We start from the raw sequence: 12187 nt of genomic DNA, 5'->3' as shown, positions 1-12187 counted from the left end.
GCCCGCGCCCGCGATGTTCATCGACGACGCCCACATCTTGCGGGCCTCGTCCTCAACCGTCTGCGCGTGCACCTCAAAACGACCCGCCATCGCCCGCATCTCGTGCGGGTCAGTCATAAAACGTGTTGCCATGTTGGCTGTCTCCTTCTGGGTTTAGTTTCCTGGATTTGTCATACAGATTGACGTCGTAATAGGTCGGCCACTCGGAAGCTGAGGCCGCCGATCACGTGTGAACACCCGACAGTCGCCCCCTCCTCTTAGCCGGCTGCCGGCGAATGCGGTACTACGCTGCTGGTGCGCGGCATTTCGAAGCGGGGTTCTGCTTCGGCTTGCCACTCGCTCCACTCGGCCCACTCATCCCACTCATCCATTCCATCAGCGGCCGCCTCTGTGTTGAGCGCTTCGGCGGCCACTTCGCCGGCCTCCGCGCCCTCTTCCGGCTCCGGCGCCCAGTGGTCATAATCGTCCGGCGGAACGGCCACGCCCCACTTGAGCGGAACCGATAAGCCGCCGAGCATGCCCGACTCGCCCCTTTTCGCCGACACCGCATCGTCCGGAAGCGGCGAACCAAGAGGTAAGAGCACGCTGCCCCCTTCCACAGCCGATCTCCATATACTTGCACTTGGCGGCGAACCAGTCACCACCAAGCATCAGAATCGTAAGTCAATTACGGAAACAATATGCGGGATTCGCCGATTTCGCTTTGTTCAACAGCAACGTTCTCTACGGAACCTGGGCCCGCGTCATGGTCCACGCCTGTGCCCGAAGCATGACCTGCTCACGGCCCGGCCGACTGCCAAGCACCCGGTCGCCTCACCTCGGCACGCGAAAAGGCTTGTACCGCAGTTAAAAACGTGGCCGCACCGGCCCTGAACGTGCCGATGACATGCGGAAGGCGCGGGTAACACCGCATTTTCCCCCCGAGGTGTTACCCGCGCCCTTCCTGGCTGGTCAGGCCCAGCTACTGCCTACGGCGGAATCGGTGCTGGCCATGTTGCTGCCGGCCGTCTGCACTTTTTGGCCATGAGCGTTGGCCTGTTCATAGATCACCTGAAAATTGCGGCCCAACTGAGTGATGAATTCCTGGCAGGCCACCGAGCCGGCGCCGCCCCAGAAATCCCCAGCCGCCAGCACATCACGAACGATGGCCTGGTGCTCAGCCTCCAACGACGCCGCCTGAGCCCGGATGGTGGCTCCGTGCGCGTCAACATCACCGAACTGGTAGTTGATGGTCATCGCTTATCTCCTAACGCCTTCAAGTCGCTAACTGCTCAGCAGTTGTTGCGAGGCCTGCTCTTGCTGCTCGTAGTTGTTGGCGTCGCGGATCAGCCCGTCGCGCACCCCTTGGAGCATGTTCACGATGTTGTGAAATGCCTGGTTGATCTGGCCCATGGTGTTGTAGGACGCCGCTTGGGCACCCCCGCTCCAACCGGCGCCGGAAATGCTCTGGGAGGAGGCCCACATCCGTCGCGCCTCGTCGGCAACCGTTTGCGCGTGAACCTCAAACCGGCCTGCCATCGATCGCATCGCATGGGGATCGGTCATAAACCGAGTAGCCATTCGGACCACTCCCTTTCCTGACAACTTTCCTGACAACACAAGGTTCTATTCAGGGGCCGCAACGAACGCCCATCACCTCCGTCCTGTCAGACCCCTGTTCGCGGCACCACGCTCGGCCGATTCTGAACAACATGATTCGGGCTGGCCCCGCCACGGCCCAGCATGCCGCCGGGCATCCCGCCACCTGCACCGCCGCCCATCGGCATCGGCATCGGCATCATCCCGGTGCCGCTGCCCGCGCCGGCCATCGCCGCAGGCATTCCGGCGCCCAGCTCGCCGCCCACGCCCGACATCGCGGCGCTGACCATCCGGGCCGGGCTGGACCCCTGCCACGTCGACGGGACTGACATTGCCCCGACCAAACGCGCCTGGCCCAAACCCGGCGCTGCGCCGCCCACGCCACCGAGGCCGGCGCCGCCACCCAGCCCCTTCGGCATGGCGTCTCCGACGAACTTCGGTCCGGCCGCGGCCGCCATGTCCGGGGCGGTGGCGGCGGCCAGCTCTGGATGGGCGCTCATTCCCGCCTGGGCCGCCATCATGATCGGCGACATCGCCATGCTCGCCGGGTACATGACGATCTGCGACGCCGACGACAACATGCCGCCGTATGTCCCATACAACGCCGTCACCTGCGACAACGCCCCAGAAGCCACACCTTGTATCGGCGCCACCACAGGCGACAACGCCGACGTCAACGCCGGTGCCACCGAACCCGTCAGCGAGCTAAGCCCCGAGGTCACACCGCTCAGCGGTGTCGACGCCAGTACCCCTGACAAGCCCGCGAGGCCGACCGGCGGCAAGCTGAACGACGGCAAGGCCGCGGCGACCCCCGTGGCCCCCGCGTGGTAACCCACCATCGCGGCCACGTCTGTGGCCCACATCTCGATGTACTCGAACTCGGTCATCGCAATCGCCGGGGTGTTCTGGCCCAGGATGTTCGTCGCAATCAACGCCAACAACCGAGCACGGTTCGCCGACACCGCCGCTGTCGGTATCGTCATCGTGAGCGCGGCCTCAAACGCCGACGCCGCTGCCCGAGCCTGTGCTGCCGCGGCCTCGGCTTGCCCGGCCGCCGCACTCAGCCACCCCACATACGGTGCTGCTGCTGCCGCCATCGACACTGACGCCGGACCCGCCCATGGGCCACTGGTCAGGCCCGTAACCACCGAGTCGAACGACGACGCCGCCCCGGCCAAGTCCGACGCCAACCCGTCCCATGCCTGCGCGGCGCTAAACAGCGGCCCCGAACCCGCACCGCCGAACATCAGCGCCGAGTTGATCTCCGGAGGAAATAAGGTAAAAGCAGGAATCATTGCACCCTCAACACGTTCGGCCGCACCAACGGCTCCGTCACCGACACTGCCCGACACCGACCCATGGCGCCTAGGCGCACGCCTACCACCACTTCTGGATCGTACGGCAATTCTGCCCCAGAAATAGCGGGTTTTACCAAACGGCTTCCACCGATCCGCCCGGGCGGTGGGGCCCGGTCGCCTATGCTTCATGGCCCGAAAAGCGGTTGCTAGCAGCCCTTCAGCCGCACCGCCAGGTAGTCGGCGACGGCGTCTATCGCGACCCTGTCTTGCGTCATGGCGTCGCGCTCGCGCACGGTGACGGCGTTGTCCTCGAGCGAGTCGAAGTCCAGCGTCACACAAAATGGTGTGCCGATCTCGTCCTGGCGCCGGTAGCGCCGGCCGATGGCGCCGGCGTCATCGAACTCGATGTTCCAGCATTTCCGCAGTTCGGCAGCCAAGTCGCGCGCCTTGGGGCTCAGGTCGGCGTGTCGCGACAGGGGCAGTACCGCAGCCTTGACCGGCGCCAGCCGCGGATCAAGCCGCAATACCGTGCGCTTGTCCATCCCGCCCTTCGCATTGGGGGCCTCATCCTCGCTGTAGGCGTCGATCAAGAAGGCCATGAATGATCGCGTCAGACCGGCGGCCGGTTCGATGACGTAGGGCACGTACCGGGTGTCGCTGCTCTGGTCGTAGAAGGACAGGTCTGCACCGGAGTGCTTGGCGTGGGTAGACAAGTCGAAGTCCGTACGGTTGGCGACGCCTTCCAGCTCGCCCCACGGGTTCCCGGCGAAGCCGAATTTGTACTCGATGTCCACGGTCCGGTCGGAGTAGTGCGAGAGCTTCTCCTTCGGGTGCTCGTACAACCGCAGGTTCTCGCGCTGCAGGCCCAGGTCGACGTACCACTGCAGCCGGGTGTCGATCCAGTACTGGTGCCATTCTTTTGCGGTCGACGGCTCGACGAAGAACTCCATTTCCATCTGCTCGAACTCGCGGGTGCGAAAGATGAAATTGCCGGGAGTTATCTCGTTGCGGAAGCTCTTGCCCACCTGAGCGATGCCGAAGGGCGGCTTCTGGCGTGCCGTCGTGACCACATTGGCAAAGTTGACGAAGATTCCCTGCGCGGTCTCCGGTCGCAGATAGTGCAGACCTTCCTCGGTCTCGATGGGACCGAGGTAGGTCTTGAGCATCATGTTGAACTCGCGGGGCTCGGTCCACTGGCCGGGTTCGCCGGTTTCCGGATCGCGGATGTCTGCCAAACCATTGGGTGGCGGGTGCCCATGTTTGGCTTCGTAGGCCTCGATGAGATGGTCGGCGCGATACCGCTTGTGGGTGATCAGGGACTCCACCAGAGGGTCGTGGAAGACCTCGACATGCCCGGATGCCACCCACACCTGCCGCGGCAAGATGATCGAGGAGTCCAGACCAACGACGTCGTCGCGGCCGGTGACCACGGAGCGCCACCACTGCCGCTTGATGTTCTCCTTGAGCTCCACCCCCAGCGGTCCGAAATCCCACGCCGACTTCGTACCGCCGTAGATCTCCCCGGAGGGATAGACCAAGCCGCGCCGTTTGGCCAGGTTGACGACGGTATCGATGACGGACGCCACGGGTGGGTGCACTTCCTCTCGGATCAGGACAGAGGCGCGAGCGTGAACCGATGCTCGCAAAACACCAGTCATGGTATCGAGCAGCGCACCGCACACCCATCGTCTTTGACATGCGTCATCACGCATGTGACAGTGGGAAGCGGTCGACCGCGGTTGCGACGACTTATTCCCGAGCCCGGCACTTCGAGGTGATGACGATCCCATGGTGATGTCCTCCTCCACGCCGACCACCGCGGGCGGCGACCCGCGATCCGACCCCGGGGCCGGAGAACACCTCCATGGCGGCGACGGGTCCGAGGGACACCCCCTTTGTCCGGACTATCCCGCCCCGCCGCCGCGCGAAATCCTCGACGCAGCGGGCGAGCTGTTGCGCGCGCTTGCCGCACCCGTGCGGATCGCGATTGTGCTGCAATTGCGCGAGTCTCACCGCTGCGTGCACGAACTTGTTGACGCGCTCCGCGTGCCGCAGCCGCTGGTCAGCCAGCATCTGAAGATACTCAAGGCCAGCGGCGTGGTCGCCGGGGAGCGGTCCGGCCGCGAAGTGCTTTATCGGCTTGCCGATCACCACCTCGCACACATCGTCGTCGACGCCGTCGCCCACGCCGGCGAGGAGACTTCTTCATGACCGGCGCGAGTGTCCGCTCGACGCGGCAGCGGGCCGCGATTTCCACGCTGCTGGAGACCCTCGATGACTTCCGCTCGGCCCAGGAGCTGCACGACGAGCTGCGGCGCCGCGGGGAGAACATCGGGCTGACGACCGTATACCGGACGCTGCAGTCGATGGCGGCGGCGGGAATGGTCGACACGCTGCGCACCGACACCGGCGAGTCGGTCTACCGCAGGTGTTCGGAGCATCATCACCACCATCTGGTCTGCCGCTGCTGCGGTTCCACCATCGAGGTCGGCGACCACGAGGTCGAGGCGTGGGCGACACAAGTCGCCGCCAAACACGGCTTCTCCGACGTCAGCCATACCATCGAGATCTTCGGAACGTGCTCACACTGCCGCTCCTGAGATCACCGCGCGAAAACGTCGTCGCAGACACGCGGTTTCTTAGGAAGTCAGCGAACGGCGGATCGCGGCGCCCGTGTCCAGCACCAGCAGAATCAGGGTGCGCAGGGCGTCATCGGTCAGGCCGCCACCGGGAAAGTTGTAGCGCAACAGCACGTCCCCGGTTTTGGCCGCGCTCTTACCTGAATTGCGCTGCGCGGCCTTGGGATTGACCTTCTCGAGCAGCGTGACGCTGCCGAAATTGGTGTCGTGAGCCTGCTTGGCGATCTGGTCGCCGATTTTCTTCGTCAGCGGCAGATCCCACGCCAGAATTTGGGTCAACGAGACCAGGTCGAGGTCATCCGCGATGGTCACCACCCGCAACGATGCCAGCGTGCCGTCGTGGCGCACCGTCAGCGCGCCATCGGCCTCCTCGTCGACCGCTAGGACATCGCGCAGTATCGACGCCAGACGCTCCTGCAGGGATGGCATCAGGCGCTCCCGAACCGCCGGTTTCGGGCCGCGTATTCCTCGCAGGCCGCCCACAGGTGGCGACGGTCGTAGTCGGGCCACAGCGTGTCCTGGAATATGTACTCCGCGTACGCCGCCTGCCACAGCATGAAATTGCTGGACCGCTGCTCCCCCGAGGTCCGCAGGAAAAGGTCCACGTCGGGAATGTCGGGCCGCTGCAGGTGACGGGCGATCGTCGCCTCGGTGATCCGTTCCGGGTTGAGCCTGCCGGCCTGCGCCAATCGGGCGATATCCCTTGTGGCTTCGACGATTTCGGCACGTCCGCCGTAGTTGACGCAATAGTTGACCGTGATGACGTCGTTGCCCCGCGTCATGGCCTCGGCGATCGCCAACTCGTTGATGACGCTGCGCCACAGGCGCGGCCGCGAACCCACCCAGCGGATCCGGACCCCGATCGTGTTGAGGTTGATGCGGCGCATGCGCACCACGTCGCGGTTGAACCCCATCAGGAACCGGACTTCCTCGGGCGACCGTTTCCAATTCTCCGTGGAAAAGGCGTAGAGGCTGAGCCACTTGATGCCGAGTTCGATTGCGCCGCAGACGACATCGATCACCACCGCCTCGCCCGCCCGATGGCCGTCGGTGCGGCTCAGCCCGCGTTGGGTGGCCCAGCGACCGTTGCCGTCCATCACGATCGCGACGTGATGGGGCAGTCGGTCCGCCGGGATCCGCGGCGCGGCCGCCTTCGAAATGTGCTGCGGCGGCCGGCGCGGGCCGCCGTCGGCGGACGGCGGCAGCTCCGGGAAGACGACCGGCCAGGTCGACTTGTCTGGGAAGACCGGGTAATCGTCGGGTGCGGGGGGCAGTTGCGGGAAGTCGGTCGACTTCGGCTTGCGCTCAGCCACAGGCCGTATCCTGCCCGATCAGCGCTGCGCGCCGTTCGGCGATGGTGCGGTCGGCCTGATACGTCCGCTCCACCAAGGGCAACGTTTTGAGCTGCCGTTCCAGATGCCATTGCAGGTGCGCCGCCACCAGCCCGCTGACATAGCTGCGGTGCGATTGCTGTGCCTGCTCGGCGGCTTCCCAATCCCCATCGTGCAGTGCGGACATCAGATCCAGCACACCCGGCGGCGGTGTGGTGGCACCGGCCGGGCGGCAATGTGTGCAAACGCTGCCCCCGGCAGCGATGTGAAACGCCCGGTGCGGACCGGGTGTCGCGCAGCGGGCGCACTCGTTGAGCGCGGGCGCCCACCCGGCGATGCCCATGGCGCGTAGCAGGTAGGCGTCCAGTAACAAGTCGCGGGACCGTCGTCCGTCGGCCACCGCACGCAGCGCGCTCACCGTGAGCCGGTGCAGCGCCGGGGCCGGTGCCCGCTCCTCACCGGCGAGGCGTTCGGCGGTTTCCAGCATCGCGCACCCGCAGGTGTACCGGCCGTAGTCGCTGACGATGTCGGTGGCGAACGCGTCGATGGAGACGACCTGGGTGACGATGTCGAGATTGCGCCCGGGGTGCAGCTGCGCGTCGATGTGCGCGAACGGCTCCAGCCGGGCGCCGAATTTGCTGCGGGTGCGACGAACCCCCTTGGCCACCGCCCGAACCAGCCCGTGATCGCGGGTCAGCAGGGTGACTATCCGGTCGGCTTCGCCGAGCTTGTGCTGGCGCAGCACAACAGCCCGGTCTCGATATAGCCGCATCACAATAGTTTTGCACCCCACCGCGACATTGCGGGTATCCGCGCCGTTAGTCTCGTACCCCGTGATTGGCGCTTCTGGGTCCGTTTCGGGGTCCCTGTCCGGCCCGGGGTCGGGTTCCGGCAGCCAGCGCCTGCCCACGCTGACTGACCTGCTTTATCAGCTGGCCAGCCGCGCGGTTAACTCCGTCACATTGGTGGGCCGCTCCCTGCACGCCATCCACCAAAGCCAGTCGACGCTGAATGCCTTCCGGGTGGTACTCACGGAGTCGGCGCTGGCCGATGCGGCCGAGGCCGATCGGCGCCGCGCCGCCGGCGACACCGCACCGCTGCTGGGCGTTCCGATCGCGGTTAAAGACGATGTCGACGTCGCCGGCGTGCCGACGGCGTACGGCACCGAGGGGTACGTCGCGCCCGCCGCGCAGGATGCTGAGGTAGTTCGCCGGTTGAAAGCCGCAGGGGCCGTGATCGTGGGCAAGACGAACACCTGCGAACTGGGTCAGTGGCCGTTCACCAGCGGGCCCGCGTTCGGACACACCCGCAATCCCTGGTCCCGCCGGCATACCCCCGGGGGGTCGTCGGGCGGCAGCGCGGCCGCGGTGGCCGCGGGCCTGGTCACCGCCGCCATCGGCTCCGATGGCGCCGGCAGCGTCCGCATCCCCGCCGCGTGGACGCACCTGGTGGGCATCAAGCCGCAGCGGGGACGCATCTCCACGTGGCCGTTGCCGGAGGCATTCAACGGCATAACGGTCAACGGGGTGCTGGCCCGCACGGTGGCCGACGCGGCGTTGGTGCTCGACGCCGCGTCCGGCAACGTCGAGGGCGATCGGCACAAGCCACCGCCGATAACCGCATCGGAATACGTCGGGATCGCACCGGGTCCGCTGAACATCGCACTGTCAACCCGGTTTCCCTACACCGGTTTTCGGGCCAAGTTGCACCCCGAGATCCTCGCCGCGACACGCGCCGTCGGCAAGCAACTCGAGCTGCTGGGCCACACCGTCGTGCCCGGAAATCCGGACTATGGCCTGCGGTTGTCATGGGACTTTCTCGCCCGCTCCACCGCCGGCCTGCGCGACTGGGAGGAACGGCTGGGAGACGGTGTCATCCTGGACCCCCGCACGTTGTCCAACCTGCGGATGGGCCAGGTGTTGGGACAGGCGATTCTGCGCAACGCGCGCAAACGTGAAGCCGACGCCGCGCGCCGCGTGGGCTCAATCTTCGACATCGTCGACGTCGTGCTCGCACCGACCACAGCCCAACCGCCGCCGTTGGTGCATGCGTTCGATCGGTTGAGTGGGCTCGCCACCGACCGCGCCATGATCGCCGCCTGCCCGTTGACATGGCCGTGGAACGTGCTGGGCTGGCCGTCGATCAACGTGCCGGCGGGATTCACCTCGCAGGGATTGCCCATCGGTGTTCAGCTGATGGGGCCGGCCAACAGCGAGGGAATGCTGATCTCACTGGCAGCGGAGCTGGAGGCCGTCTGCGGCTGGTCGACCAAGCAGCCGCGGATCTGGTGGACCGCCGTCGCTGAGACGCCCCCGGCCGGCGCGCCGCCGGCGGGACGCTGACCGCGGTCGAAACCGGTGCTTCGTTTGCCGGGTCCGACACGCGGCAGCTGACCGATGATCAACGCGAGGCGATGCAGGCGGTTCTGCACGGCCGCGACGTGCTGGCCGTGATGCCGACCGGGTCGGGCAAATCGGCGAGCTACCAGGTCCCGTCCCTACTGACCGAGGGGATGACCCTGGTCGTTTCGCCGCTCATCGCGCTGCAAGAGGACCAGATCACCGCCATCGATGGCCGCGAGGCGGGCACCGCCGTCGCCGTTCACTCGGGGCTGCGGACCGCCGATCGCCGGAACAGCTGGGAGGCCGTCGAGCCGGGTGAGGCGGACTTCGTCTTCGTTGCCCCTGAACGGCTGGCCGACGACGATGCGGTCGACAGGCTGCGCAGCGCCGACGTGTCGCTGATCGTCGTGGACGAAGCACACTGCGTCTCGGCGTGGGGACACGACTTCCGTGGGCCGACTCGGGTTGCGCGCGCCCGCAATTGTCGTCGGCGGCTTCGATCGGCCGAACCTGCGCCTCAGCGTCGAGCGCCACCTGGACGCCGACGACAAGCGCCGCGCGGTGCTCGATACGTTGCCCGGGTTGCCGGTACCCGGACTGCTGTACGTGGCGACGCGCAAGGACGCCGAATCGTAGGCCGAAGCGTTGCGCGCCAAGGGACTTGCCACGGCGTCCTACCACGCGGGTATGTCGGCGGGCGACCGCGAGGCGGTGCACGCGGGCTTTCGCGACGACGAGTACGAGATCGCGGTGGCGACATCGGCGTTCGGGATGGACATCGACAAACCCAACGTGCGTTTCGTCGCGCACGCTTCGGCCCCGGATTCGCTGGAAAGCTACTACCAACAGATCGGCCGCGCCGGCCGCGACGGCAGGGACGCGCAGGCATTGCTGTTCTACCGGCCCGAAGACCTCAGTCTGGCAAGGTTTTTCACCGCGGGCCGCCCGGATGAACAGCTGCTGCGGGCCGTGGCCGCGGCCGTGCAGACGGTGGAGCTGCGCGAACGCGTCGATCTCAGCCGGGTTGAGATGATGCGTGGATACGCCGAAACACGTTCCTGCCGACGGGTTTTCCTACTCGCCTACTTCGGCGAGTACCTGGTGGCCCCGCGCGGCAATTGTGACCGGTGCATCGAGAAAGCCGCGCTGCACGACATCGGCGTCGAAGAGCCGGCGCCGCCCGTCGACACCGCGGTGCGGCACCGGGAGTGGCGTGAGCGAGTTAGCCGCTGCGAAGACGGGTACCCCGAAGAGATGGACCAATCTCATGCACCCCTGTTAGATGCGCTGGTCGATTACCGCAACAAGAACCGGTATGGCTTCACGCCGCCGGGACATCGGCAGGGTCGAGGCACCGACCACCGCGTCTTGGCGGTGCTGGGCCGCGAACCGTTCGCCGACGATGTCCTGGCCAGCGGCGGGCTGGATGACCGCAAGACGAGCAACGAGTACCTGAAGCACGCGGAAGACCTCATGGCTGAAGCCGTGGGCGCCGACGTCGCCTGGTTCTCCACCTGCGGCAGCTCGTTATCGGTGAAGGCGGCGATGATGGCGGTGGCCGGCGGCGACGGCGGGCTGCTGGTCGGCCGCGACAGCCACAAATCTATCGTCGCGGGTCTGATTTTCTCCGGCGTGCAGCCTCGTTGGATCACGCCCCGATGGGACGCGCAACATCATTTTTCGCACCCGCCCTCACCGAGACAAGTGGAAGACGCCTGGGAAAAGTACCCCGATGCCGCCGGCGCGCTAGTCGTGAGCCCCAGCCCGTACGGCACGTGTGCCGACATCGCGGGAATCGCCGAAGTGTGCCACGCGCGCGGCAAGCCATTGATCATCGACGAGGCATGGGGCGCGCATCTGCCATTTCACGAGGATCTGCCGACCTGGGCGATGGATGCCGGCGCGGACATCTGCGTGGTCAGCGTGCACAAGATGGGCGCGGGTTTCGAGCAGGGCTCGGTCTTTCACGTGCAGGGTGACCTGATCGATCAAGACCGCCTGTCGGCGTGCGCGGACCTGCTGATGACCACCAGCCCCAGCGTCCTGGTGTATGCCGCCATCGACGGCTGGCGGCGGCAGATGGTGCAGCACGGTCACGAGTTACTTGGTGCCGCGCTGGATCTGGCGTCTCAACTGCGTGAGGATATCGAGCGCATCCCTGACGTGAAGGTGCTCGAGGACGAACTGCTCGGCGTGCAGGCGTCCCACGACCTGGACCGGCTGCAGGTGATGATGGACGTTTCGGCCACGGGCACCTCGGGTTACCAGGCCGCCGACTGGCTGCGGGCGCACGCTCACACCGATATCGGGATGAGCGATCACCGCCGCATCCTGGCGACTCTGTCCTTCGCCGACGACAAGGACACCGCCGGCCGGCTCTGCGATGCGCTACGGGAATGGCGCAAAGCGGCCGATGGCTTCGAGCCGCCGCCGCGGATCGAGCTGCCGTCGCCGGAGGGCCTGGAGCTGGAAACAGTCTGCCTGCCGCGCGACGCGTTCTTCGGACGCGTGGAGGCGGTGTCCTCGGACCGGGCCGCCGGCCGCATCGCCGCCGAACAGATCACGCCGTATCCGCCCGGCATTCCCGCAATCGTGCCGGGCGAGCGCCTCAACGACACGGTGCTGGATTACCTGCGGTCCGGTTTGGCTGCCGGCATGAACCTGCCCGACGCGGCGGATCCGTCGCTGGAGACCGTTCGGGTGCTCGCCTGACCCGTAAAATCGACGAGACCACCCATCGGTCACCCACGACTCCTCGATGTCGTCGAGGTAGTGGCCTTCAGTCCTTGAGCGGTCGCGACAGCACGCGGTTGCCAACGGCCTTGAGAGTGTCCGGCAGGATGCGGCTCGCCCCACCCATCATTCGGGACGATAAGGAACCGGCCAATACCTTCTGATCACCGCGCATCAATGCGTGAAAGCCCCCTCGTCTCGGTTCGCCATGTCGCGCAGCACGAGCTTGGCCAGATCTACGGTCGAGCGCACGTTGAGATCGACGA

General features: G+C 66.3%; 13 protein-coding genes and 3 pseudogenes. 7 read left to right on the top strand and 9 right to left on the bottom strand.

Features of this window, described 5'->3' with window-relative positions; genetic code table 11:
* The 6 genes and pseudogenes from JO059_RS04065 to JO059_RS04040 form a co-directional block, all read right to left on the bottom strand.
* A pseudogene (locus JO059_RS04065) lies at nt 1-132 on the bottom strand (WXG100 family type VII secretion target); the annotation flags it as partial.
* A gap of 125 nt (nt 133-257) precedes the next feature.
* Nucleotides 258-584 carry a hypothetical protein gene (locus tag JO059_RS04060; protein ID WP_293314826.1) on the bottom strand — a complete coding sequence of 109 codons (327 nt, stop codon included), beginning with the start codon at nt 582-584 and terminating at the stop codon, nt 258-260.
* A gap of 367 nt (nt 585-951) precedes the next feature.
* Entirely contained in the window at nt 952-1236 is a 285-nt protein-coding gene (locus JO059_RS04055; protein WP_085099041.1) for a WXG100 family type VII secretion target, read from the bottom strand.
* 27 nt (nt 1237-1263) lie between these two features.
* Nucleotides 1264-1560, bottom strand: coding sequence for a WXG100 family type VII secretion target (locus JO059_RS04050; protein WP_293314825.1), 297 nt, complete (start codon nt 1558-1560; stop codon nt 1264-1266).
* 86 nt (nt 1561-1646) lie between these two features.
* Nucleotides 1647-2873, bottom strand: coding sequence for a PPE family protein (locus JO059_RS04045; protein ID WP_293314824.1), 1227 nt, complete (start codon nt 2871-2873; stop codon nt 1647-1649).
* A 209-nt stretch (nt 2874-3082) separates the two neighbouring features.
* The gene (locus JO059_RS04040) at nt 3083-4474 is read right to left on the bottom strand and encodes a glycine--tRNA ligase (protein ID WP_293314828.1); all 1392 of its coding nucleotides are present in this window, start codon (nt 4472-4474) and stop codon (nt 3083-3085) included.
* Nucleotides 4475-4664: 190 nt separating this feature from the next.
* On the opposite strand from JO059_RS04040, the gene JO059_RS04035 reads away from it, so the two are divergent.
* Together JO059_RS04035 and JO059_RS04030 are read left to right on the top strand one after the other, a co-directional pair.
* Nucleotides 4665-5087: a metalloregulator ArsR/SmtB family transcription factor gene (locus JO059_RS04035; RefSeq protein ID WP_293314823.1), complete on the top strand. Its 423-nt coding sequence runs from the start codon at nt 4665-4667 to the stop codon at nt 5085-5087.
* A complete protein-coding gene (locus JO059_RS04030) occupies nt 5084-5476 on the top strand; it encodes a Fur family transcriptional regulator (protein WP_293314822.1) in 393 nt (130 codons plus the stop codon). Before JO059_RS04035 ends, JO059_RS04030 begins: the two co-directional genes overlap by 4 nt.
* Nucleotides 5477-5515: 39 nt before the next feature.
* Here the strand turns inward: JO059_RS04030 and JO059_RS04025 are convergent, their stop codons facing one another.
* Genes JO059_RS04025 through recO form a run of 3 tightly spaced genes read right to left on the bottom strand, consistent with a single transcriptional unit; the run spans nt 5516 to nt 7618 of the window.
* On the bottom strand, nt 5516-5944 hold the full coding sequence (locus JO059_RS04025; RefSeq protein WP_293314821.1) for a hypothetical protein: 429 nt from the start codon (nt 5942-5944) through the stop codon (nt 5516-5518).
* Nucleotides 5944-6828 carry a decaprenyl diphosphate synthase gene (locus JO059_RS04020; protein ID WP_293314820.1) on the bottom strand — a complete coding sequence of 295 codons (885 nt, stop codon included), beginning with the start codon at nt 6826-6828 and terminating at the stop codon, nt 5944-5946. The genes JO059_RS04025 and JO059_RS04020 overlap by 1 nt, the downstream gene beginning before the upstream one ends.
* On the bottom strand, nt 6821-7618 hold the full coding sequence (gene recO / locus JO059_RS04015) for a DNA repair protein RecO (RefSeq protein ID WP_293314819.1): 798 nt from the start codon (nt 7616-7618) through the stop codon (nt 6821-6823). The genes JO059_RS04020 and recO overlap by 8 nt, the downstream gene beginning before the upstream one ends.
* 61 nt (nt 7619-7679) lie before the next feature.
* Between recO and JO059_RS04010 the strand changes: the two genes are divergently transcribed.
* The 5 genes and pseudogenes from JO059_RS04010 (at nt 7680) to JO059_RS03990 (ending at nt 11900) form a co-directional block, all read left to right on the top strand.
* Complete coding sequence (locus JO059_RS04010) at nt 7680-9188, top strand: amidase (RefSeq protein ID WP_293314818.1); 1509 nt, start codon at nt 7680-7682, stop codon at nt 9186-9188.
* A gap of 71 nt (nt 9189-9259) precedes the next feature.
* Nucleotides 9260-9574: pseudogene (locus JO059_RS04005) on the top strand (DEAD/DEAH box helicase); the annotation flags it as partial.
* 64 nt (nt 9575-9638) lie between these two features.
* The gene (locus JO059_RS04000; RefSeq protein WP_293314829.1) at nt 9639-9824 is read left to right on the top strand and encodes a hypothetical protein; all 186 of its coding nucleotides are present in this window, start codon (nt 9639-9641) and stop codon (nt 9822-9824) included.
* A 51-nt stretch (nt 9825-9875) separates the two neighbouring features.
* Nucleotides 9876-10259, top strand: a pseudogene (locus JO059_RS03995) (helicase-related protein); the annotation flags it as partial.
* A 183-nt stretch (nt 10260-10442) separates the two neighbouring features.
* Nucleotides 10443-11900 (top strand): ornithine decarboxylase, encoded by a 1458-nt coding sequence (locus tag JO059_RS03990; RefSeq protein WP_293314827.1) that lies wholly within the window; start codon nt 10443-10445, stop codon nt 11898-11900.
* Nucleotides 11901-12187 lie beyond the last annotated feature (287 nt).

The sequence above is a fragment of the Mycobacterium sp. genome (assembly GCF_019247615.1).
In the GTDB taxonomy this organism is placed as follows: Bacteria; Actinomycetota; Actinomycetes; order Mycobacteriales; family Mycobacteriaceae; genus Mycobacterium.
Note: the sequence above shows the minus strand (reverse complement) of the source record. Positions and strands in the feature narration are given on the sequence as shown.